Consider the following 18,413-nt stretch of genomic DNA (forward strand, 5'->3'; position numbering starts at 1 on the left):
GGATCCATGACCATCCCCGCCGACGCCGTAGCCGCCGCCCTCGCCCAGGTAGAGCAGGTCGCCGACCCGACCGCCCGAGCCATCGCCGCCGGCGAGCTCTTGACCGCCCTCGCCGACGGCCAGGCCCGAGCCCGGGCCCTCCGCCAGGCCGCCGTCCTCGACCTCCGAGCCCGGGGCTACAGCCACGGCGACGTCGCCGCCGCCATCGGCACCAGCCGCTCCCGGGCCCAGCAGATCGCCGAGGGCAAGACCCGCACGCCCGCCGCCAGGCCCGCCGCCGACTGACCCTCACGCCGCCCGGCGCTGCCCGATCAGCCAGACCAGCCAGCCCTGGTACTCGGTCCACGTCATGGTCCGCGGGCAGCCCCGGCAGGTGACCCGGTCGGTGCCGTCCTCGCGCCGGAGGCGGCCGCCGCAGCTACCGCATGGGGTGCCGAGCGGGATGTGCTCGACGTCGCCGCTGCCTCCGAGGAGCCGACGTGCTCGGCCGGCGAGGATGCGGACGGCCCGCCCGAGGTCGGCCGCCTCGTGCCAGGCCCAGGCGTCGCGCCCGCCGCGGGTGTCGCCGAGGACTCGGGCGGCCCACCCGGTGGTGCGGCCTCGGACCTCGGTGCTGCCGAGGTGGTCGAGCCAGGCCGCCGCCCACTCGGCGAGGGTGGTGTCCATCTCGTCGGCCTGGTCGAACTCGGGGCTGGGGCTGGCCGGGTCGATGCGGGTGCCGCCGCGGGTGAGGGTGGTTCGGGTGGCCTGTCCGTCGGCCGCCGCGAGGAGGCGGTCGTGGAGTGCGGGCAGCCGCCAGAGGGTGTCGGCGAGGTCGTTGCGGCAGTCGTTGCACCAGATCGGCTCGCCGGGCCGGGTCGGGTGGCTGGGGCAGGTGTTGGCCGGGGTGGTGGTGGTGTCGTGCTGCATGTCGGGCTCCCTGGGCGGTACGGTCCGGGGTGAGTGGTGGACCGTGCGGCCTCCGGGTGACCGGGGGCCGCCGCCGCGTCGGGGTTCAGCCAGCCGAGCGGCCGAAGGGGAAGCCCCGCTCGTACTCGGCTCGTGCCTCCGCCCACTCGGCCTGTGTCATCGGTTGCGCCTGGGGCGTGGGAGTGCGCCCGCTGTTGAGCCGTGCGCGGATCCATTCGGCGTCCGATTCGGTGACGTGCGCGCCGGCGGATCGAGCGACGTGGATGGTTGTGGGTTGTCCGTCGCCGTCGCGTTCGGGGCCGACCCAGGCGCCCCAGGGTTGGCCGTGGTCGGGCGGGGTGTGTCCGTCGGGGCAGTGGGTGCAGCCCGGGAGGGGGGTGTAGCGGGGGTCGTGGGTCATGTCGCTCCCTGGTGTCGCTCTGGTCTCGAATGGATCAAGGTGTGGCGGTTTGTGCAGGTCGGGCGTAGCGTCCCTGGTCCGGCGCGTCCCCCCTCGCCGGTGTGGGGCCCGTGCTCCCCGGCTCCCGAGGTCGGGTCGAGCGCGGGCCCTCGGCCGTGTCAGGCGGGGTCGAGCGTGCGGCGGAGCCACGCGGTGATGGGGTCGAGCACGTCGGCCAGGCTCGCTCTCGGGCCGGTCTGGTCCGGCCTCAGGTCGGCCGGGGGTCCGGGTGGTGTGGTCCCGGCCCACTCGTGCCGGCCGGGGATGGCGGCGTATCGGGTGCCGTGGCCGGTGCGGGGGTGGCCGCAGTGGACGCACGGGTCGATCGGGGTCTCGGTCATGTCGCCTCTCGCAGCTGCGTGATGTAGGTGGGCAGGTCGTCCGGCCGGAACTGCATGGGCACCGCGTCGAGTCCGCGCATGTCGAGCACGATCAGCAGGGCCTGCCACTCGGGCTCGCGGAGGAGCACCTGCCGGACGCCGTGGCGGGCTGCTTCGGCCTCGGGAACGACGTGGGGGTGGGCGGGCTCATCGGGCTCGTGGTGGATCCGGGCGTTGACCGGTCCGTCGGGCGAGAGGATCGCCTGCTCGACGAACGCCTGTTTTGCGTCTCGGGCTGCCTTGGCGTCTGGGGAGAGCGCCGGGTCCCCGCCAGCCAGGTCCGCGACGGACAGACGCCCGCCGGTGGTCTCGGTGTCCGCCGCCGGCTTGGGCTGGGCGTCGAGTGCGGCGAGGATGCGGTCGGCGCATCCGGCTGCGGTCAGGCCGTGGTCGATGCTCCAGTCCTTGAGGCCGGTGGCGTAGTCCCGCACGCGCTGGTCGGCTTCCTCGGCTCGCTCGGCGCGCTGGTAGTGGTGGTCGTATCCGCGCCGCCAGCGGTCCCGTTCGGCGGCCAGGCTGGCGATCCCCTTGCGGATGCGGTCGACTTCGGCCGGTCCGAGGCGGCGTTTGTGGGCGTGGTCGAGGAGGTTGTCGAGCTGCTCGACGGTGGGCTCGGTCATGCCTGCACGCCTCCTTCGGCGCGGTGGTAGAAAACCTGGAGAGCGTGCGTTCGGACGTCGTCTGGGACGGCGTTGAGGGGGTCTTGCAGGCAGCCCCAGCCGTCCTCGGGCATGCCGTGCTCGTGTTCGTAGCGAATGACGCCGATGAGGAGTTCGAGGGCCCAGGGCGGGGCGGGCTGCTCGGTCGCGACGCGGGCTTTGTCGAGAAGCTGGTCGAGGTGGGCGCGGATCTCGGCGAGGGTGAGCGCGGGCGCGGTGGGCTCGGTCATGTCGGGTCGATCTCCTCGTGCTGTTCGCGCATGTCGGGTTCGCGGACGATGCGGTGGGTGTGTCCCCAGGCGGCGGGTTCGCGGACGATCCAGTCGCCGACATGGGCGGCGCCTTCGTCGAGCAGCACCTTCGGTTGCCGGTAGGTGCCGGAGAGGGAGCCGCGGCACCAGGCGGCGATGGCGCGGGCGAGGTCGCCGGTGTCGTCGCCCTGGACCTGGACGGCCTGGACCTCGATGGGGCGGCGGCGGAAGCGGCGGACGGTGGGCTCGGTCATCGCTGCGGCTCCGGTGTGCGGCTGCCGCAGGTGTTGCACGTCATTCCGGCAGGCGGCGCGCCGGTGCACGTGGGGCATTCGGGGGCGGCGAGGAGGCTGTCGGCGGTGACGCCGAAGACCTTCGCGAGGACGGCGAGTTGGTCGGCGCTGACATGGACGGGGGCACCGTCGCTGATGCCGCGTTCGATCTTGCTGACGGTGGCGCGGTGGAGTGCGAAGCCGTGTTCGGTGCAGCGGTCGGCAAGTTCCTGCATGGTCCAGCCGACTTGCTTGCGGAGGGCGCGGGTGTTGAGGCCGACGGCGCGGGAGGCGGTCGCGGTCATCGCTGCGGCTCCTCGACGCGGTAGCCGATGACGAGGAGTTCGTCGGCGGCGGTGACGGTGATGTCGGTGGCGCGGGGGTGTTCGCGCTGGCGTGTGGTCTCGGCGACGTCGAGGGTCATGGCGACGTCGGAAATGTGGGCGGGGTGCGGGAGCGTCCACTCGTGGTGGACGACGGTGCGGGTGCGGCGGTCGGCGAGCATGTGGTCTCCGGTGGTGGGGCCGGGGCGTGTGGCCCCGGCCGGGCGGGTGGGTCAGGCGGGCAGGGTGAGCGCGGACAGCCGGCGGGCGGCGGCCTCGCAGTAGCGTTCGTCGGCCTCGATGCCGATGGCGCGCCGGCCGGCCTGCCGGGACGCGTCGAGGGTGGAGCCGGACCCGGCGAACGGATCGAGGACCAGACCGCCGGTCGGGCATCCGTAGCGGATGAGCGGGTCGAGGATGCCGACAGGCTTCTCGGTGGGGTGGATGCCGCCGTTGCGGTGCATGGACCGGGCGCGGATGACGGACGCGGCGAGGCGGGTGCCGTTGTCGGTCCAGCCGTTGGAGCTGTAGGTACCGCGTTGTCCGATGGCCTTGGCGCCGTTGTTGATGATCCGGCCGCGTTCGATGACCCCGGTGGTGATGCGTTGCGGGTCGTGGTGGGTGTCGCGCCAGGGTCCGCGGTACCAGTGGAGGGCGTGTTCGTGGATGCGCCGGAAGCGGTCGGCGTCGGGGCCCGAGGCGTTGTGCTTTTCCCAGATGACGTCCTGGCTGAGCTTCCAGGCGCCGAACTCCCGGGCGCGGTCGAGGTACATGCGCATCGATCCGAAGCACCACATCGACGAGGTGGCCTGCGCGGCGATGGTGGGCCAATGGTCGGGCCACCGGTCCCAGGTGTGGCTGGTGTCGCCGTAGGGCGGGTCGGTGACGATGAGGTCGGCCTGTAGGGCGAGTTCCGGCAGGATCTCGCGCATGTCGCCGTGGTAGAGGCTGACTTGCTCGTCGGCGTAGTACGGGTCGGGCACGGCCGGCTCCTGGTGGTGGTTACGGTCGGGGTGGCCCGCCCGGCTGAGTCCCGGGCGGGCCGCTCGCGTTCAGGCCGGGTCAGAAGCAGTAGTCGCAGGTGCAGTGCACGCGGAACAGCCGCTCGACGCCGTTGTCGTCGCGGCGGTAGCTGCTGGTGCAGGCGACCGGCGAGGGCCAGTGGTCCACGGGGGTGCCGCCAGCGCACTGCCCGCACTCCGTCGGGCGCCGCTGCTGGTCTCGGGCGGCGGGGACTTCGTCTCGGGTGAGGGCCGGGATCTTGTAGCTGGTGCTCATCGGTGTCTCCTGTCGGTGGGTCTGGTGTGGCCCGTGGGGGCCTCTGTGCGCCCGCCTGCGCGCCTATCGGGCGTCGGGCGTCTCCATGGACGCGGCGGGGGCTGCGGGGCTCTCAGGGCCGGTCGTCGAGCGCGAGCTGCTCGTCCGGCCGCCTATTCGCCGGGTGGCGTGCGGCGATCCACGCGTCGTAGGTGCCGCCACTCGGGCCGTACAGCTCGACCCGGCGGGCGTTGACGACGGCGGCGAGGCCGTAGCGGTCGATCTCGACGGCGCCGAGGCGGAGGGCGGCGGACCGGACGTTGGGGGTGACGTCGTAGTGCCAGCGGTACTCGTGGGCCTGGTACCAGGCCCGCTTGAGGCCCAACCGGGCGGCGAACTCGTGGAGTTCTTCCTGCGTGTCGGCGGTGAGGTGGCTCCAGTGGGTGTGTCGCAGGCCTTTGATGCGGGCGGCGTTGGGGTAGTGGGTGATCTCGTCGACGTAGACGGCCATTTCGCCGGGTCTCCTGTTGCTGGTGTCTGGTCGGTGGCCCGCCGTGGCGTCACGGCGGGCCGTGGCGGGGGCTAGGAGCGATCGGGGGCGAGCGCCGGTCCATGACTGAGGCCCCGGGTGTCCTGCGGGCCCTCAGGGGCACGTGAGGCGTCGTCGCCCTCCATGGCGGCGACGGTGCGCGTCTCCCGCTCCCGAACCACCCGCATTGGCGGCATCTCCGGGTAGCGCATCCGCCGGGCCTGCATCCGCTCCACGGCCTCGGCGAGCGACGGCCGCAGCGAGGTGACCGGCGACCAGCCCCCGTCAGGCACGTCGACGTCGAGCGCCTCGTGGACCTCGACGCGGAACCGGTCGCGGGCTGGGTACGCCTCGGGCTCGCCGGCCGCCCGCAGCCGCTCGATCTCGGCCCGCGCTTCGTTCCGCTCGACGAAGAGCCGCTCGGCCTCGGCGTCCAGCCGGTCTGAGCCTCGACGGAGCGCGTCGACCGTCTCGACCAAGCCGGCGGCGTGCTCCAGTGCCCGCGCCAGGTGCGGCCGGACGATCTCGACAACCCGGTCGACCAGCCACTGCGGCGGCCGGTCGTCGCCGTCCCAGTCGGCCGCCCCGCACAGGCCGTCGCCGACCAGGCCCTCCAGGTCGATGTCGAGGTCGTGGTCGTCGCGGCGGGCAAGGCGCTGGGCGAGGGCGACGCGGCGCTCGGCGTCGGCGAGTTTGGCCTCCAGCCGCTCGGTCAGGTCCAGCAGCGCGGGCGCGTGGACGTCGGTGAGGCGTCGCTCGACCGGCAGGAGGCTGCGGCGTTCGGCATGGCATGCGAGCAACTTGGCCTGGTCGGCCCGGATCGCGTCGAGGTCGAGCGGCTGGCCGGTCACGGCGCCTCGCCCAGGATGCGGTGGGCGAGGCCGACCACCAGCACGTCGCCGGCGTCGGCCTGCGCATCGAGCAGGTCCGCGAGAGCGAGCCCGACGGCCGGGTCCAGGGCGGTGACGTACCGGGCGTCCGCGCCGATCAGGAACGGCGGCCTGCCGCGGGTGCCGGTGTTGCCGTGGACGAGGGGGCCACCGTCGCCGGAGGTCACTGTGGCCGATCCGTCGGGGTCGTCGGCCCAGCGCGGTCGCACGGTCCAGGGCGGTGTGGAGGCGGCGGCGGCGAGGGCGCGCAGGTGTGCGGCGGCGCGGCGAATGGTGTCGGCGGGCTGCTCGGTGGTGGTCATCGCGGGGTCTCCGTCTGGTGTCGGCCCTGGTCGGGGCGGCGTGTGGTGGGGTCGGCGGGTCGTCCGGTCGTGGCGGGTCGTCCGCCGCCGTTGCAGGGCCGGCGCATCGCATTGCGGTGTCGGCGGAGGCGGCCGGCGATGGTGACGGCCCAGTCGCGTCCGCATTCGGGGCAGGTGGCGCGGGGGCCGGGGCCGGGTCGGGCGGCGGGTTTGATGTCGTAGTCGGCGAGTGCGGCGGCGATTGCGGCGGACAGGGGGCCTTCGTCGGGGTGGGCGAGCCAGGTGTCGCCTGCGGTGTCGATGGCGGAGAGGGCCGCGGGCGGGATCATGCGGCGCCCTGCTCGCGGAGTCGGGTCTCCAGGGCGACGACGCCTTCGATGCGGCGGCGGATTTGGCCGACGACGAGGTGGATGTGTCGGGCGGGGGCCTGGATGTTGATGCTGGCGGCGTCCCACAGGACGGCGCCGATGCGGTCGATGAGGCCGGTGTCGCAGCAGGCGCGGTCGTCGAGGACGACGATGACGTGAGCGCCGACGGGGATGCGGTTGTCGAGGGTGTCGAGGTGGGCGCCGTGGGTGAGGTCGAGGACGTAGGTGGTGGTGATGACGGGCATGGGCACGGTCATTGCGGTCACTTCCCGAGGTTGGCGAGGCGGGCGTAGTGGCCCTGCCACGACAGGGGCACGGTGATCTGGTTGGGGCCCTGGCGGTTCTTCGCGACGATCAGGTCGACCTCGCCGAGCCAGTCGCGGTCGCCGGGCTCCTTCGGCTGGTCGGGGTGCGGGACTTCGCGGTGGAGGAGCATCACGATGTCGGCGTCGTTCTCGATCGAGCCGGACTCGCGCAGGTCGGATAGCTGCGGGATCTTGACGGTGCGCAGTTCCGAGGCCCGGTTGAGCTGGGTCAGGGCAACGACGGGGATGCCGAACTCGATCGCGAGGAGCTTCAATCCGCGGGAGAGCGCGCCGAGTTGCTGGACGCGGCTTTCGCCGGCGCGGCTGTCGACCTTCATGAGCTGGAGGTAGTCGATGACGACGACTTCGGCGGGGTGGCCCTGGCCGTGCATCCACCGCAGGCGGGTGCGGATGTGCGGTAGGGACAGGTTCGCGGTGTCGTCGATCAGGAGCGGGGCGTTGCGCAGCGCGGGGCTGTGCTTGGCGAGTTTGGGCCAGTCCCAGTCGCCGAACTCGCGGGCCTCGAACGCGTTGAGGCTGACTCCGGCCAGGCCGGCGAGGGCGCGGTCCATGACCTGGCGGCGGGGCATCTCCATGGAGAACAGGGCGGCGGGCCGGCCGCGTTTGACGGCGGTGTGGACGGCGAGGTTGAGGCCGACGATGGACTTCCCGCCGCCGGGGCGGGCTCCGACGATGACGAGCTGGCCGCCGCGGAGTTTGACGACGCGGTCGACGTCGGGCCACGGGGTGGGGATGACGGGGTTGAGGTCGGGCTGTTCGAGGGTGTCGAGGTAGGCGTCGAAGTCGTCGGCGACCATCAGGGCCTGGCCGGCGGTGTTGCCGGTGGCGACGGCCTGGACGTCGGCGATGACCTTCTCGATGTCGGTGTCGGGGTCGAACCCGGGGGAGCCGGCGGTCTGTACGCCGCGGGCGCATGCCTGGTGGAGGCGGCGGCGTCGGGCGTCGTCGGCGACGGTCTGGGCGTGGTAGCGGACGCTGGCGGGGCTGAGGGCGCCCATCTGGCCGAGTTCGAAGAGTTTGGTGACGTCGCCGCGGAAGGCGGCCATGTCGCCGGTCTGTTCGAGGCGGCGGGCGACGGAGGTGATGTCGACCCAGGCTCCGGCGCCGGCGAGGTGGACGGCGGCGGCGAAGGCGAGGCCGCGGGAGGGCTGGTGGAAGTCGGCTTCGGTGAGGGTTTCGGCGGCGGCTTCGGCGAGGTGGCGGCCGTGGATGGCGGCGCCGGCGACGGCGTCTTCGGCGACGAGGACCGAGTCGTCGGGGGTGTAGCCGGGGGCGCCGAGGATGGGTGTGTCGAGGGTGTCGGTCATGTGGGGGCTCCGGGGTTGCAGTCGGGGCAGCGGTACCAGCGGCCGTCGGTCTCGACGAAGCGGTAGCCGGGGTTGTCGCAGGCGCCGCACCAGTCGGGTTCGGGGTCCGACCGGTGGGTGGGTGCGGTGGCCGCGGGGGCGCTGGGGAGTCCGGACCATCCGCGCATGAGGGCGGTGATGTAGGTCGGGGGGTTGTCCTTGCGCCAGGAGCGGCGGGCGTGTTCGACGAGGGCGGGGACGCCGACGCGGTTGATCAGGTCGACGAGTTCGCCGACTTGTTCGGCGCGCATGGTCCAGGAGGCGGTCATGCCTTCGGCGGTCATGCGGTCCTGGAGGGGGCCGAGGGCGGCGAAGGCGTCGCGGCTCGGCCGCTCGGCCGCTTGCTTGCTTGCATTACCTGCTTGTTTGTTAGGGCGGGACGAGATTCCCGCCTTTGGCCCGGCATTTGTGGTCGATTCGGACTCAAAGGTGGGACTGTCGTCCCGGCTTTGGGCCTCAAAGGTGGGAACCTCGTCCCGCCTTTGAGCGCTAAGGCGGGAATCTGGTCCCGCCTTTGGGCCTTCAAAGGTGGGAATCTCGTCCCGCCTTTGTTCCGGGGCGAACCGGGGCAATCGATACAGCGTCTTGCGGCCCTTGTGAGCGAACACCGGGCGGCCGTTGCGGTCTTTGTCGATCACGACCCGGACCTCGAGGTTGCGCGCGGCCAGCCGCTGGAACGTCTTGCGCAGGCTGTCCGCCTTGAGGCCGGACTGCCGGGCGATCAGGTCCGGTGGCGGCCAGCACTCGCGGGTCTTGAGGTCGGCGTACCGGGCGAGGACGACCAACACCATCCGCTCGGCCGGGGTGAGGTCGGCCGGAGCGTGGTCGAGAACTTCCTCAACCAGGCGCTTATCCACAGGTGCGGGCCTTTCGATGGTGCGGTCGGAGGGATGAGGCGCGGCGAATCCGCAGGTCTAGGGCGGTAGTTCGACCTCGCCTCTGGCCTCACGAGTGAGAATACACTTCGCATAGTGACTTCGCGAGGATGATTCACTTCGCGTAGACGGTTCGCGAATCGACATGGCACTATGTGACCCATGGACGACCTGACCGCCCGCCTCCAGAAGGCCGCCCGCGACCACGACCGGGCGAAGACGGCCTACGAGAAGGCCCGCGTCGAGCTGCGCGACCTGCTGCGGGAAGCCCGCGCCGAGGGCAAGGGCCCGTCCGAGCTGGCGCGCATCACGGGGTACACCCGCGAATGGGTCGCGCTTCTCGCTCCCAAGTCCTGACACTTCGCACCTCCTCTCGCCCGGCTTCGGTCGGGCCTTCGTCATGTCCGCGGTGCTCCCGGGGCGGGGTGTGGACGCCCCGCCCCGGGGGTGTGATGGGTCAGTCGGATTCGGCGAGCGCGGTCCCGTCGAGGTGGATGCGCGGCGGGATGTCGCAGAACGTCAGGACTCCGGCGTCGATCTCCGGCCGCGGCCCGGCGGTGCCGAGCAGCCAGGTGCAGACCTCGCGGCGAAGCAGGTTCAGGACGTGGAAGAAGCGGTTGGCTTCCCGCTGGAGGATGTGCCGGGCGGCCTCGCTGTGCGTCTGGCCGGGGCCGGTTGCCAGGTCCGTGTACAGGGAGTCGAGTTCCTGGTACCAGGCGTCGAGCGTGGCGAAGTGGCCTCGGGCGTGCTCCCGGGCGATCTCGGTGCCGTGCTCGGCCTCGACCTCGCGGAAGTAGCCGGCCTCGATGACGTCGAAGACGCTGGCGTAGTCGTCGACCGCGGCGGTGTAGATCGCCAGGACGGTGCGCTCGTGGGGTTCGAGGAGGGTGACGCCGTCGGCTTCGATGTTGTCGATCAGGTGGGTGAGCTGCATGTGGGTTCCGTCCCAGGTGCGCATGTCGGCCTCGTGTCGGTGGTTGGTGCGGGGTCCGGCGGGCTGGTGCCGCCGCCGGACCCCGCGGTCAGGCGGCGGTGCTCTTCGCGGCGTCCCGCTCGGCCTTCGCTGCGGCCTTGCGCTTGCGGATGATCCGGCCGCGCTCCACGGCCGTGGTCCCACCGCGGTAGCCGATCTGCTCGCTGGAGCAGGTCGGATTGAGCCGCAGCTCTTCCTCGAGGCACATCTCGCGGATGGGACACCGCGCACAGGCAGCGACGACCCGGGGGTCCGGGAGGCCGGTGGCGCAGAACAGGTCGGGGTCCATGTCTCGGCAGGCCGCGGCGAGGACCCACTCGTGGGTGGGGGCGATCTCGAACCGCACCTCGCGCCCGCCCGCACCCTTCTTGGGCGGCTTCGGCGCGGGCTTGGGCTTTGCCGGGCCGAGGCCGTCGGTGGGCTGGCAGACCCGGCAGGAGCTGCGAAGGCCATCACGCCGGCTGGAGTTGCGGTTGAAGTGGTCGGGGGGCAGGGCCCGCTTGCACTTGGTGCAGGTCTTGGTGGTCACCCTTCATCACCGCTCGTTGTCAGATCGGTCTGGCCGGGGATTTGGTCGATGTCGGTGCGGACGTGCCAGGTGTGGGGCGCGAACCGTCGGAGCCGTCGGCGGTGCGGATCGTGGTCCCAGTCGGGCTCGACCCGGTCGGGGTCGACTCCGGCGTGGGCGGCGATGTCGCGGCGGAGCGGCCAGGTGTCGTGGAGGGCGCGAGCGCTGCCCGAGACGACCGTCGTGAGCGCGATCCTGTGGCCGCGGCGCACGGCGTAGGTGACCGTGCCGGCGGTGAGATCGCTGACCTCGGTGATGCTGTAGCGGATCACGAGGCCACCGCCGTTCCGCTGCGGCAGCCCCAGGGGGAGCAGCCGTCGGGGTCGCCGTCTTCGACGAGCTGGTCGGCGACGGCGTCGAACACGTCGACCTGGCGGCCGGACCACTCGTGCCTGGTGACCCGGTCGATGGGTGCCTCGTCGAGCGGGACGCACGAGCGGTGCAGGTACTCGCGGATCCCGGACGGCCGCGGTGTCGCCCGTAGCGCGTGGTCGAACGCGACGGCGTCGGCCCATTCGTCGGGGCGTTCGTCCCGCATCTGCCGCCAGGTCCGGTTGCCGTGCAGGGGGCAACCGATGCAGGCCGACCGCGGGGTGGATGCCCAGCCGTGGGCGCGGAGGTAGCGGGAGCAGTCGGAACGGGTCCAGCCGGTGCGTCCGTCGGCCGAGCCGGGCAGGTCGAGGAGGGGGAACTTGCTGACGAGGTAGCGGAGTCCGCTGTCTTTGGCGCGGCCGATTTCGTCGCGGCTGATCCCGATGTCCTGGGTGGCGTGGACGTCGGCGGGGATGGCCGCGCGGCCCGGGTAGCCGAGGAGCCCGCGGGCGGTGCGCTTGATGATCCGCAACTTGTACTGGTTGGTGCACTGGCGCTGGCCCATGCCGCGGGTGCCGTCGGGGTAGAGGATGTAGACGGGCATGGCGGCGAAGCGACGGCCGGGGTCCGGGTCGAGGGCGTCGGCGCGCAGGTTGCCGGAGGTGACGCGCAGGATCGGGATGCGGGCGGGTTCGGCGACGTACCGCTCCAGGGCGTCGAGGTGGTCGTAGACGGCGCGGGGCTCCCAGCCGGTGTCGGCGAAAATCGCGTAGTCGTAGGTGGGGATGGCTCCGTCGGCGGCGAGGAGCAGCAGCGTGGTGGACTGCACGCCGGCGCCGAGGGAGAGCAGCCGCAGGGTCGGTGTGGTCACGCCGCGGCCCTCCGTCCCGCGTCGCGCTGTTCGGCGGCGTGCCGCCACTCGCCCGCGATGATCGCGGCGTCGATGTAGGCGCGTGCGATGTCCAGGTCGGCGAGGGTCGATCGGCCGTGCTTGCGTGCTTTGCGGCGCCTGGCCGCGGCCTTGACCACGTCGAGGGCTTCGGCTGTGTCCTGGTCGGCGGCCTGGGTTTCGTACTGGAGTGCGGCCCGGGACATGCCTGCGGCGCGGATGGCGATGTCGGACCGGATCTGGCCGACGGTTCGGGTGGTCACAGTGCCTCCGGTCGTGCTGCCCAGTCGGCCATCGCCTCACCGGCGCGGCATGCGGCTTCGGGGTCGGACTCGGCGAGGGCGCGCAGGTCCGCCGCGACCTTCTTCCGCGCGGCGATGTCGGCGAGCACCGCGCGGACGGCGGCCCGGCAGTCGTCGGGGTCGAGGCCGGCCACGACCGGGATGTCGGCCGCTTCGGCGGCGGCCTGCATGGTGTCGGCGAGGGCGGCCATGCGGTCGCGCTGGTCCCGGACCTCCCGAATCATGGCGGCCATGTAGTCCTCGCCGGCGAGGCTGGCTTGCGCTTCGGCGAGCTCCTGCTCCAGGTCGACGGCGATCGCCCGGGCCTGGTCGCGCTCGGCGATGGTCTGCTCGTACAGTCCGGCCCACTTGGCGGCGTCGCATCCGCGCTGCCGGCTCTCGGCCGCGTGGGCGTCGCGCTCCTTGGTGACCTCCTCCAAGTCCGCGAGGAGGTCGTTGTTGAGGGTGGCTTCGCGGTCGAGGTCGCCGGTCAGGTCGGCGAGGCGGCCGGTGGTGATCAGGCGGATCATCGGGTCGCCTCCGTGATCCACTGCTGCGGGTCGTGGCCCAGCCCGGTGGCGCGGTTTGCGGCGTACACGGGCAGGGCGCCTGCGTCCAGCTCGGCGGCGATGTCGGTGCACACGGCGGCGGCGACGTCCGGGGCGGCGATCATGAGCGCGTCCAGCAGGCGGGCGGCCATGTAGGCGTTGCACAGTGCGGCGGTCCGGCCGAAGTACTCGGGGCCGGTGGGCATGTCGGCGGTCAGCGCGCCGGTCGCGACGACTTGGCGGAGGAGCTGCTCGCGCATGCCCTCGGGGGTGTTGATGTCGGGCTGGGTCATCGGGTCCTCCGTCGGGCGATGTGGGCCCGGTAGTCGGCGAGGGATTCGCGGCGGGCGTACCAGAGGGCGTAGGCGATGCCCGCGTACAGGAGCAGGACCAGGGCGCCGACGCCGGCGGCGATCCACCAGGGCCAGGTCACGGCGTCCTCCGGTGGCGTCCGGTCGGCACGGGCTCCCACAGGGACCCAGGCGCGACGTACCAGTCCTCGTCGTCGAGGGCATGGCCCGGCGCGCGGTGGGGTCGGGGCGGGATGCGGGTGACGACGTGGGCGCCGTGCTCGACGCGGGCCGGGGTGCGGGGGCCCCGCCCGGCCGGGATGACCCGGCCGAGCAGGGAACGCAGGGAGGCGGCGGAGGTGATCACTTGCCACCGCGCTCGTAGTAGAGGCGGTTGCCGATGTCGACCAGGAGTTCCTTGTCGCCGGTCTCGTTCACGACCAGCACCCGCAGAATCCTGAGCCGCTCCATCTCCCCGTACATCGTCTGTAGCCGGGCGGGAGTGGTCTTCGGGTCGAGCATCTCGTCGCGGTAGGACTCGGCGGTGCGTGCCGGTGCTTCGCCGCGCTCGAAGTCGTCGGCGTCCGCGTCCCGGTCCTCGGTGGGGACCATCCCGCCGTTGAGCATCAGCGTCCGCAGCGCGACGGACTGGGCCTTAGGAGTGGACCGGCTGCCGCTGTCGGTCGCCTCGCCCATGGTCTGGGCATCGAAGTGGTCGCCGGCCGGCCCGTAAATGCGGAAGGTCACCGTCGCGGTGCACTCGCGCATCTTGCCGCCACTGCTGGTCGGGATGTCCCGGTACTCGGCGGTGGTGCAGATCGGCATGATCACGACACCGTGGGCCCGGCAGATCGGGCCATAGGCGTTCAGCACCGCGTCGACGCCGCGGAACATGAACTTCGTGTTGCCGCCCTTGAACTGCTGGTTCTTCTTGATGACCCGGACGTCGCCCATCAGCCGCAGCCAGGCGGTGATCACGTCGATCTTCTCGGGATCGGCGGCCAGGTCCAGGTGGTCGAGGTCGGGTTCGGTGTAGTCGTGCGTGTGGTCGACGTCCTCGACCGGGTCGGGTGCGCGGCCCGCGAGGGCGGCGGCGTTCTCGGCGAGACCCACGGTCACGCCCCCTTCCTGGGCTTGAGGCGGTATGCCTCGTCGATGTCGATGCGCTCGCCGGGCTTGTCGGTGACGCACGCCGCGTAGGCGTCGGGCCACTCCTCGGCGAGGCGGGCGAGGTCGGTGTTCGCGCGCTTGGTCGGCTCCATCGACCAGGCCCGATCGCCGCCGAGGGCGGCGGTGCGGTGCGGCCCGAGGAGCCGCAGCAGTTCGGCCTGCGCGGCGGCCTTGCGCTTGGCGGCGGCCTTCTCCTCCAGCCGCGCGGTCTCGTAGTCGTGCAGCGCGCCCAACGCGTCCGGGTCGCGGTCGAGGTTGATCACCCCGGAGCGGCTCGGGTGCAGGCGGCGGTACAGGTCGACGGTGCGGTCCGGGTCGCCCGAGTGCGGCGGCGGGACTCGGGCCTCGACGTGCCGCGTCCAGAACAGGTCGACCGCGGTGACGATGTCGGCGGTCACCTGCCGGTGGTCGTCCGCGCGGATCACGCCCTGCCGGTAGTCGTTGCCGCCGATCAGGACCGCGTAGTGCATGTGGTCGTAGCCGGTGACGTGCATCTGCCACAGCACCTGCGCGAGAACGTCGTCCGGGGCGCCGTCGTGCCAGCGCGCCGCCTTGAACGCGCTGCGGGTCTTGACCTCCAGGGCGCATACCTGGCGGCGGGTCTCCGGCAGGGGGCACTCGGTGATGCGTCGGTCGAGCGTGGCCCGGTGGTGCGGGTGTTCGTGGTGCTCGACGATGCCGATCGGTTCGACGACGGACCGGCTCCGGCGGGCCCACTCGCGGGCGATCGGGTCCTCCAGCACGGTGCCCCAGAACGCCGGGTCGCCCGCGTCGTCGGCGAGCTGGTCGACCTTGTCCAGGTAGACCCGCAAGGGGCTGCCGAAGTCGCCGACGCCGAGGACGTCCGGCACGTCGGACGACCCGATGCCGAGCCGGCGCTCGGCGAGCCAGGTGTCGCGGTCGGAGTCGGGAGGCAGGATCAGGCGCCCGGTCGGGGTGACCAAGCGGTCGGCTACGAGGCTCACTCGTCGTCTCCCTCGTCGTCGGGGTAGCGGGGTCCGGGGCATGCCGGGCAGTCCCAGGCCGGGTCGGCGAGGTACACGCCGGTGCCGCGGCACGTGCGGCAGGTGGGCTCGGGGGCCGCCGCCGCCCTGGGGGGCAGGGCAGCGGCGGCAGTCGAGGCGGTCACGCGGTGGCCCCGGTGTGCTCGGGCAGTACGGTCAGCACCCGGTGGCCCGTGTACGGCTCACGCGGCAGCAGCACGCCCTGGCCGGGCGGGTCCGGGACCGGCCGCGGCGTCGGGTCCGGGCCGTCGTCCTCCGTCCGGCGCTCGACACACACCCAGCGGTCAGCCGGGGTGCGGTCGGGGCCGGCGAGGAACTCCAGCGGGGTGAACGCCGCGTAGACCAGGACCAGCAGGCCGCAGCCGTTGGTGTAGTCACCCCGCCGGGCGGGCTCGTCGTGGACGCACGCCCGGCAGTTCGCGTTGATCCACCAGGCGAGTTCCTCGCCGTTGGAGAACGCGGGCTCGTCGAGGGGTTCGAGGTCGCTCACGCGCCCACCTCGTTCGGCGTCGGGCACGGCCCGGCGAGCCCGGTCGTGTTGCCCACGCACAGGCGGATACCGGCCGCGTCGCGGACCTCGCCGACCCGGCCGCAGCAATCGCACGCGAGATAGGTGTGCGTCCGGATCACGGCGTCGGCACCCACCGTCGGAACCGCGTCGGAGGCCACGAGGAACCGGCCTTCGGCGTACGACCCGGGCCCGTACAGGTACCAGCCGGCCCCGGGGTCGTCCGGGCCGATCTCGGTGTCGTCGAGGTCGTCGAGCGCCCACGTCACGCCGTCGACGACGCGCTCGTACCGCTCGGCGTGGACCCGCCGCCACCCGCACAGGCCGACGGTGCAGTAGCCACCGTGGGAGGCCCGCTGCTCGGTGGCGACCCGGGCGATCTCGTCCCACACGAGCGGCAGGACGATCGCGAACGCGCCGGTGTCCCACTCGCCGGGCCGGTAGCGCCCGAGCTTCGAGAGGCATGCCGCGGGCCACGCGTCACATGCGCACTGGTCGTCGTGGTAGTGGTTGTTCAGCGCCGCGTTCATTGCGTCGGCGAGTGCGTCGAACTGCTCGGGCGTCGGCGTCACGCGGCGCCGCCCGACTCGGCCGCGACCGCAGCAGGCGCCGGGATCGCGCGGTGCAGGTCGTACATCTGGATGCCGCGCACGATCGCGTGGCACGCCCAGATGAACGACGGGTCGTAGTCGCGGAACGACCACTCCCACACATCCGAGAACCGGAAGCCCTCCACGCGCTCGACCGACGAAACGTGTGTACGCGTCGCGTTGCCCGCGCGAATGTGCCGGTGACGCCACAGATGCGCGTCCGATCCCTTGGCGAACTCGGACGACTCACCGCACAGACACGTGGCCTTGAACATCGCCCCGAACTCGAACTCCTCCAACAGCGCGCGGGCTTCGTCCTCGTTGCTCAAGTCCTGGTCCAAGACCTCGGCGCGAAGCGCTTTGCCCAACCCCCGCGGGGCGTCGCCGTAGCGAACCGCGTCGACGAAGTGCTCGGTCACGACCTGCCGGAACACGGCCTCGTCGTACACCTCGCACGCCGAGCGGCCGAGTTCGGTCTTCTGCGACCAGTACCAGGGGTTGATCTCGCCGCCGTCGGAGCGGAAGAAGCGGAACATGTCCGGCAGTCGGGTGAAGATCCACTCCCCGCCCATGTCGCCCCGCACTGCGAGGCAACCCGGCCAGGTCACCAACTCCCACCAGAACATGGAGCCCTCGGGCGCCGGCTTCGCGAACCGCAAGTGGCGGTACAGGCCCTCGTCGTGCAGGACGGTCATCTCGTGCTCGGCCGTCTCGCGCTTGAAGCGCTCGGCGATGTCCTCGGTCGTCATCGGGTCCCCCCGGTCGTGTCGGTGGCCGCGCGGTACGCGGCGATGTGCTCGTCGGCCTTGAGGCGCGCGCACAGCGGCCACTCCTCCAGCCACTCGCCCGCCGGGCAGTCCGGCCCGGCCAGGTACCAGCCCGGCCGGCCGTCGTCCACGCGGTGCGTCAGCGACCACAGGCCGTCGCGCGAGGTCAGGTGCTCGGAGTCCGGCTGCGTCCACGCCGACAGGTCGTAGAGATCGGTCACGACGCACCACCCGCAGGCGGGCACGCCGGAGCGCACGCGAACACCTGGCCGAACCCGGACACCCGCCCAGCCGGCATCGACACCACAGGCGCCCCGCCGCAGCGGACACACGCCGTGCCGCCGAGCTGAGCCGCCGACAGATCCCCCGCCGGCCACACCGTCTCCGGGACGTCCGCCGGTGCCTTGGCCGCGATCTCCGCGACCGCCCGTTCGCCGCCCTCGCGGATCATCCGCGCGACCTCCGGCGGCATCGGCGTGGCGGGCGACACCAGCAGCCGATCCATCGCCGCCGACATCCACCGCACCGCCAGCCGCATCCCGGCCTGCTGCCGGCCGTCGGTCGTCTCGTCCGCGACCTTGCCGAGCGCCACCAGCTCCTGCCGCAGCAGCTCCACGGTGGCGATCCGCTCCATGTCCGCCAGCGACGCCGCCCGCTCCGGCGAGATCAGCATCTGCCGGTCCGCCAAGAGCACCGCGGCCTCGCGGTACGGGTCCTGGCCAGCGTTCGAAAGGAAGGCGCCGGCGATGACGTTCGCGGCGGTGTCGATCATCGAGGTGAACGTCATCGCGTCACCTGCGATCCGACGCCCAGCGCCAGCAGCTCGGCCGCGGCCTCGTCCACGTAGGCGGACACGTCCGAGTAGTCCTCGTCCCGAACCGCTACTGCCTGCTCGACGACGTGCGCCACGACCGCCCGGACCCGCTCCTCCAAGGTGGGCGCCAGCCGCGGCGCCCGCAGCTCGCGCTCGAACCGCTCCGCCAGCAGCAGCGCGCGCCACCGGCAGTCCGTCGTGTCGTACCGGAACAGGCGCACATCCCGAGGCGGAACCTCGTCGGCCGCGCCGAACCCGAACAGCGCCGCCTCGGCGACGACATACCGCTCGTCCGCGGGCATCTCCAGGCACTCGATCACGACGACCTGCCGGATCTCGTCGACCGGGCGCCGGCTCACGACCGACACGAACCGGCCCACGCGGGGCTGCTGCGCGCGCAACGCCGCCACGATCGCGGCCCGCGCCCGGGAATCCCGCAGCGCGACCGCCCGCTCGATGTCCGCGCACGTGGCGCGCTTGGCCAGGGACACGGCCCCGGCGATAACCTTGCTCACGTCCTGCCACCTCTCTCTGTGCTTCAGGGATCTCGGTGTGGTGGGGCAGCGGGTCACG

General features: G+C 72.5%; 37 protein-coding genes. 2 read left to right on the plus strand and 35 right to left on the minus strand.

Features of this window, described 5'->3' with window-relative positions; all coding sequences use genetic code 11:
* Positions 1-6: 6 nt before the first annotated feature.
* Positions 7-285: a hypothetical protein gene (locus ACH4XV_RS16260; protein WP_395790233.1), complete on the plus strand. Its 279-nt coding sequence runs from the start codon at positions 7-9 to the stop codon at positions 283-285.
* 3 nt (positions 286-288) lie between these two features.
* Here ACH4XV_RS16260 and ACH4XV_RS16265 read toward each other — a convergent pair whose 3' ends face one another.
* The 17 genes from ACH4XV_RS16265 to ACH4XV_RS16345 form a co-directional block, all read right to left on the minus strand.
* Positions 289-909, minus strand: a complete 621-nt coding sequence (locus ACH4XV_RS16265) for a hypothetical protein (protein ID WP_395790235.1) — start codon at positions 907-909, stop codon at positions 289-291.
* 85 nt (positions 910-994) lie between these two features.
* On the minus strand, positions 995-1,309 hold the full coding sequence (locus tag ACH4XV_RS16270) for a hypothetical protein (protein WP_395790237.1): 315 nt from the start codon (positions 1,307-1,309) through the stop codon (positions 995-997).
* Between the two features lie 158 nt (positions 1,310-1,467).
* Positions 1,468-1,689 (minus strand): hypothetical protein, encoded by a 222-nt coding sequence (locus tag ACH4XV_RS16275; protein ID WP_395790239.1) that lies wholly within the window; start codon positions 1,687-1,689, stop codon positions 1,468-1,470.
* Positions 1,686-2,348, minus strand: coding sequence for a hypothetical protein (locus tag ACH4XV_RS16280; RefSeq protein ID WP_395790241.1), 663 nt, complete (start codon positions 2,346-2,348; stop codon positions 1,686-1,688). Before ACH4XV_RS16280 ends, ACH4XV_RS16275 begins: the two co-directional genes overlap by 4 nt.
* On the minus strand, positions 2,345-2,617 hold the full coding sequence (locus ACH4XV_RS16285; protein WP_395790243.1) for a hypothetical protein: 273 nt from the start codon (positions 2,615-2,617) through the stop codon (positions 2,345-2,347). The genes ACH4XV_RS16280 and ACH4XV_RS16285 overlap by 4 nt, the downstream gene beginning before the upstream one ends.
* Positions 2,614-2,892: a hypothetical protein gene (locus tag ACH4XV_RS16290; protein ID WP_395790245.1), complete on the minus strand. Its 279-nt coding sequence runs from the start codon at positions 2,890-2,892 to the stop codon at positions 2,614-2,616. The genes ACH4XV_RS16285 and ACH4XV_RS16290 overlap by 4 nt, the downstream gene beginning before the upstream one ends.
* Positions 2,889-3,215: a helix-turn-helix domain-containing protein gene (locus ACH4XV_RS16295; protein WP_395790247.1), complete on the minus strand. Its 327-nt coding sequence runs from the start codon at positions 3,213-3,215 to the stop codon at positions 2,889-2,891. Before ACH4XV_RS16295 ends, ACH4XV_RS16290 begins: the two co-directional genes overlap by 4 nt.
* Positions 3,212-3,415 carry a hypothetical protein gene (locus ACH4XV_RS16300; RefSeq protein WP_395790249.1) on the minus strand — a complete coding sequence of 68 codons (204 nt, stop codon included), beginning with the start codon at positions 3,413-3,415 and terminating at the stop codon, positions 3,212-3,214. Before ACH4XV_RS16300 ends, ACH4XV_RS16295 begins: the two co-directional genes overlap by 4 nt.
* Before the next feature lie 51 nt (positions 3,416-3,466).
* The gene (locus ACH4XV_RS16305; protein WP_395790251.1) at positions 3,467-4,216 is read right to left on the minus strand and encodes a DNA-methyltransferase; all 750 of its coding nucleotides are present in this window, start codon (positions 4,214-4,216) and stop codon (positions 3,467-3,469) included.
* Between the two features lie 79 nt (positions 4,217-4,295).
* Positions 4,296-4,511, minus strand: coding sequence for a hypothetical protein (locus ACH4XV_RS16310; RefSeq protein ID WP_395790253.1), 216 nt, complete (start codon positions 4,509-4,511; stop codon positions 4,296-4,298).
* A 112-nt stretch (positions 4,512-4,623) separates the two neighbouring features.
* Positions 4,624-5,001, minus strand: a complete 378-nt coding sequence (locus ACH4XV_RS16315; protein ID WP_395790255.1) for a DUF4031 domain-containing protein — start codon at positions 4,999-5,001, stop codon at positions 4,624-4,626.
* A 71-nt stretch (positions 5,002-5,072) separates the two neighbouring features.
* Positions 5,073-5,870 carry a hypothetical protein gene (locus ACH4XV_RS16320; protein ID WP_395790257.1) on the minus strand — a complete coding sequence of 266 codons (798 nt, stop codon included), beginning with the start codon at positions 5,868-5,870 and terminating at the stop codon, positions 5,073-5,075.
* On the minus strand, positions 5,867-6,211 hold the full coding sequence (locus ACH4XV_RS16325; protein WP_395790259.1) for a hypothetical protein: 345 nt from the start codon (positions 6,209-6,211) through the stop codon (positions 5,867-5,869). The genes ACH4XV_RS16320 and ACH4XV_RS16325 overlap by 4 nt, the downstream gene beginning before the upstream one ends.
* Positions 6,208-6,540, minus strand: coding sequence for a hypothetical protein (locus ACH4XV_RS16330; RefSeq protein WP_395790261.1), 333 nt, complete (start codon positions 6,538-6,540; stop codon positions 6,208-6,210). The genes ACH4XV_RS16325 and ACH4XV_RS16330 overlap by 4 nt, the downstream gene beginning before the upstream one ends.
* On the minus strand, positions 6,537-6,845 hold the full coding sequence (locus tag ACH4XV_RS16335; RefSeq protein WP_395790263.1) for a hypothetical protein: 309 nt from the start codon (positions 6,843-6,845) through the stop codon (positions 6,537-6,539). The genes ACH4XV_RS16330 and ACH4XV_RS16335 overlap by 4 nt, the downstream gene beginning before the upstream one ends.
* Positions 6,842-8,212 (minus strand): replicative DNA helicase, encoded by a 1,371-nt coding sequence (locus ACH4XV_RS16340; RefSeq protein ID WP_395790265.1) that lies wholly within the window; start codon positions 8,210-8,212, stop codon positions 6,842-6,844. The genes ACH4XV_RS16335 and ACH4XV_RS16340 overlap by 4 nt, the downstream gene beginning before the upstream one ends.
* A complete protein-coding gene (locus ACH4XV_RS16345) occupies positions 8,209-9,108 on the minus strand; it encodes a helix-turn-helix domain-containing protein (RefSeq protein ID WP_395790267.1) in 900 nt (299 codons plus the stop codon). The genes ACH4XV_RS16340 and ACH4XV_RS16345 overlap by 4 nt, the downstream gene beginning before the upstream one ends.
* A 180-nt stretch (positions 9,109-9,288) precedes the next feature.
* On the opposite strand from ACH4XV_RS16345, the gene ACH4XV_RS16350 reads away from it, so the two are divergent.
* Entirely contained in the window at positions 9,289-9,483 is a 195-nt protein-coding gene (locus ACH4XV_RS16350; protein ID WP_395790269.1) for a hypothetical protein, read from the plus strand.
* A 100-nt stretch (positions 9,484-9,583) separates the two neighbouring features.
* Here ACH4XV_RS16350 and ACH4XV_RS16355 read toward each other — a convergent pair whose 3' ends face one another.
* The 18 genes from ACH4XV_RS16355 to ACH4XV_RS16440 form a co-directional block, all read right to left on the minus strand.
* A complete protein-coding gene (locus tag ACH4XV_RS16355; RefSeq protein WP_395790271.1) occupies positions 9,584-10,084 on the minus strand; it encodes a hypothetical protein in 501 nt (166 codons plus the stop codon).
* Between the two features lie 64 nt (positions 10,085-10,148).
* Complete coding sequence (locus ACH4XV_RS16360; protein ID WP_395790273.1) at positions 10,149-10,628, minus strand: WhiB family transcriptional regulator; 480 nt, start codon at positions 10,626-10,628, stop codon at positions 10,149-10,151.
* Complete coding sequence (locus ACH4XV_RS16365; protein ID WP_395790275.1) at positions 10,625-10,939, minus strand: hypothetical protein; 315 nt, start codon at positions 10,937-10,939, stop codon at positions 10,625-10,627. The genes ACH4XV_RS16360 and ACH4XV_RS16365 overlap by 4 nt, the downstream gene beginning before the upstream one ends.
* Positions 10,936-11,850 (minus strand): hypothetical protein, encoded by a 915-nt coding sequence (locus ACH4XV_RS16370; RefSeq protein ID WP_395790277.1) that lies wholly within the window; start codon positions 11,848-11,850, stop codon positions 10,936-10,938. Before ACH4XV_RS16370 ends, ACH4XV_RS16365 begins: the two co-directional genes overlap by 4 nt.
* The gene (locus ACH4XV_RS16375) at positions 11,847-12,131 is read right to left on the minus strand and encodes a hypothetical protein (protein WP_395790279.1); all 285 of its coding nucleotides are present in this window, start codon (positions 12,129-12,131) and stop codon (positions 11,847-11,849) included. Before ACH4XV_RS16375 ends, ACH4XV_RS16370 begins: the two co-directional genes overlap by 4 nt.
* Positions 12,128-12,679 (minus strand): hypothetical protein, encoded by a 552-nt coding sequence (locus tag ACH4XV_RS16380; RefSeq protein ID WP_395790281.1) that lies wholly within the window; start codon positions 12,677-12,679, stop codon positions 12,128-12,130. The genes ACH4XV_RS16375 and ACH4XV_RS16380 overlap by 4 nt, the downstream gene beginning before the upstream one ends.
* The gene (locus tag ACH4XV_RS16385; protein WP_395790283.1) at positions 12,676-12,990 is read right to left on the minus strand and encodes a hypothetical protein; all 315 of its coding nucleotides are present in this window, start codon (positions 12,988-12,990) and stop codon (positions 12,676-12,678) included. The genes ACH4XV_RS16380 and ACH4XV_RS16385 overlap by 4 nt, the downstream gene beginning before the upstream one ends.
* A complete protein-coding gene (locus ACH4XV_RS16390; protein ID WP_395790285.1) occupies positions 12,987-13,130 on the minus strand; it encodes a hypothetical protein in 144 nt (47 codons plus the stop codon). Before ACH4XV_RS16390 ends, ACH4XV_RS16385 begins: the two co-directional genes overlap by 4 nt.
* Positions 13,127-13,354, minus strand: a complete 228-nt coding sequence (locus ACH4XV_RS16395; RefSeq protein WP_395790287.1) for a hypothetical protein — start codon at positions 13,352-13,354, stop codon at positions 13,127-13,129. Before ACH4XV_RS16395 ends, ACH4XV_RS16390 begins: the two co-directional genes overlap by 4 nt.
* Positions 13,351-14,106, minus strand: coding sequence for an ERF family protein (locus ACH4XV_RS16400; protein ID WP_395790289.1), 756 nt, complete (start codon positions 14,104-14,106; stop codon positions 13,351-13,353). The genes ACH4XV_RS16395 and ACH4XV_RS16400 overlap by 4 nt, the downstream gene beginning before the upstream one ends.
* Positions 14,103-15,122: a YqaJ viral recombinase family protein gene (locus ACH4XV_RS16405; protein WP_395790291.1), complete on the minus strand. Its 1,020-nt coding sequence runs from the start codon at positions 15,120-15,122 to the stop codon at positions 14,103-14,105. Before ACH4XV_RS16405 ends, ACH4XV_RS16400 begins: the two co-directional genes overlap by 4 nt.
* Complete coding sequence (locus ACH4XV_RS16410; RefSeq protein WP_395790293.1) at positions 15,119-15,286, minus strand: hypothetical protein; 168 nt, start codon at positions 15,284-15,286, stop codon at positions 15,119-15,121. Before ACH4XV_RS16410 ends, ACH4XV_RS16405 begins: the two co-directional genes overlap by 4 nt.
* Positions 15,283-15,651, minus strand: a complete 369-nt coding sequence (locus ACH4XV_RS16415) for a hypothetical protein (protein WP_395790295.1) — start codon at positions 15,649-15,651, stop codon at positions 15,283-15,285. Before ACH4XV_RS16415 ends, ACH4XV_RS16410 begins: the two co-directional genes overlap by 4 nt.
* Positions 15,648-16,241, minus strand: coding sequence for a hypothetical protein (locus tag ACH4XV_RS16420; RefSeq protein WP_395790297.1), 594 nt, complete (start codon positions 16,239-16,241; stop codon positions 15,648-15,650). Before ACH4XV_RS16420 ends, ACH4XV_RS16415 begins: the two co-directional genes overlap by 4 nt.
* Positions 16,238-17,008 (minus strand): hypothetical protein, encoded by a 771-nt coding sequence (locus ACH4XV_RS16425; protein WP_395790299.1) that lies wholly within the window; start codon positions 17,006-17,008, stop codon positions 16,238-16,240. Before ACH4XV_RS16425 ends, ACH4XV_RS16420 begins: the two co-directional genes overlap by 4 nt.
* Entirely contained in the window at positions 17,005-17,247 is a 243-nt protein-coding gene (locus ACH4XV_RS16430) for a hypothetical protein (protein ID WP_395790301.1), read from the minus strand. The genes ACH4XV_RS16425 and ACH4XV_RS16430 overlap by 4 nt, the downstream gene beginning before the upstream one ends.
* Complete coding sequence (locus ACH4XV_RS16435; protein ID WP_395790303.1) at positions 17,244-17,813, minus strand: hypothetical protein; 570 nt, start codon at positions 17,811-17,813, stop codon at positions 17,244-17,246. The genes ACH4XV_RS16430 and ACH4XV_RS16435 overlap by 4 nt, the downstream gene beginning before the upstream one ends.
* Positions 17,810-18,355 (minus strand): hypothetical protein, encoded by a 546-nt coding sequence (locus ACH4XV_RS16440; protein ID WP_395790305.1) that lies wholly within the window; start codon positions 18,353-18,355, stop codon positions 17,810-17,812. Before ACH4XV_RS16440 ends, ACH4XV_RS16435 begins: the two co-directional genes overlap by 4 nt.
* Positions 18,356-18,413: the final 58 nt, after the last annotated feature.

It is taken from the genome of Embleya sp. NPDC020630 (assembly GCF_044334985.1).
GTDB lineage: Bacteria > Actinomycetota > Actinomycetes > Streptomycetales > Streptomycetaceae > Embleya.

Coding starts and splice junctions, on each gene's coding strand:
- ACH4XV_RS16385 (WP_395790283.1), bottom strand. CDS start 12,990: ATGACCCAGCCCGACATCAACACCCCCGAGGGCATGCGCGAGCAGCTC.
- ACH4XV_RS16315 (WP_395790255.1), bottom strand. CDS start 5,001: ATGGCCGTCTACGTCGACGAGATCACCCACTACCCCAACGCCGCCCGC.
- ACH4XV_RS16275 (WP_395790239.1), bottom strand. CDS start 1,689: ATGACCGAGACCCCGATCGACCCGTGCGTCCACTGCGGCCACCCCCGC.
- ACH4XV_RS16295 (WP_395790247.1), bottom strand. CDS start 3,215: ATGACCGCGACCGCCTCCCGCGCCGTCGGCCTCAACACCCGCGCCCTC.
- ACH4XV_RS16290 (WP_395790245.1), bottom strand. CDS start 2,892: ATGACCGAGCCCACCGTCCGCCGCTTCCGCCGCCGCCCCATCGAGGTC.
- ACH4XV_RS16310 (WP_395790253.1), bottom strand. CDS start 4,511: ATGAGCACCAGCTACAAGATCCCGGCCCTCACCCGAGACGAAGTCCCC.
- ACH4XV_RS16270 (WP_395790237.1), bottom strand. CDS start 1,309: ATGACCCACGACCCCCGCTACACCCCCCTCCCGGGCTGCACCCACTGC.
- ACH4XV_RS16280 (WP_395790241.1), bottom strand. CDS start 2,348: ATGACCGAGCCCACCGTCGAGCAGCTCGACAACCTCCTCGACCACGCC.
- ACH4XV_RS16285 (WP_395790243.1), bottom strand. CDS start 2,617: ATGACCGAGCCCACCGCGCCCGCGCTCACCCTCGCCGAGATCCGCGCC.
- ACH4XV_RS16325 (WP_395790259.1), bottom strand. CDS start 6,211: ATGACCACCACCGAGCAGCCCGCCGACACCATTCGCCGCGCCGCCGCA.
- ACH4XV_RS16355 (WP_395790271.1), bottom strand. CDS start 10,084: ATGCGCACCTGGGACGGAACCCACATGCAGCTCACCCACCTGATCGAC.
- ACH4XV_RS16330 (WP_395790261.1), bottom strand. CDS start 6,540: ATGATCCCGCCCGCGGCCCTCTCCGCCATCGACACCGCAGGCGACACC.
- ACH4XV_RS16340 (WP_395790265.1), bottom strand. CDS start 8,212: ATGACCGACACCCTCGACACACCCATCCTCGGCGCCCCCGGCTACACC.
- ACH4XV_RS16260 (WP_395790233.1), top strand. CDS start 7: ATGACCATCCCCGCCGACGCCGTAGCCGCCGCCCTCGCCCAGGTAGAG.
- ACH4XV_RS16265 (WP_395790235.1), bottom strand. CDS start 909: ATGCAGCACGACACCACCACCACCCCGGCCAACACCTGCCCCAGCCAC.
- ACH4XV_RS16300 (WP_395790249.1), bottom strand. CDS start 3,415: ATGCTCGCCGACCGCCGCACCCGCACCGTCGTCCACCACGAGTGGACG.
- ACH4XV_RS16425 (WP_395790299.1), bottom strand. CDS start 17,008: ATGACGACCGAGGACATCGCCGAGCGCTTCAAGCGCGAGACGGCCGAG.
- ACH4XV_RS16380 (WP_395790281.1), bottom strand. CDS start 12,679: ATGATCCGCCTGATCACCACCGGCCGCCTCGCCGACCTGACCGGCGAC.
- ACH4XV_RS16435 (WP_395790303.1), bottom strand. CDS start 17,813: ATGACGTTCACCTCGATGATCGACACCGCCGCGAACGTCATCGCCGGC.
- ACH4XV_RS16350 (WP_395790269.1), top strand. CDS start 9,289: ATGGACGACCTGACCGCCCGCCTCCAGAAGGCCGCCCGCGACCACGAC.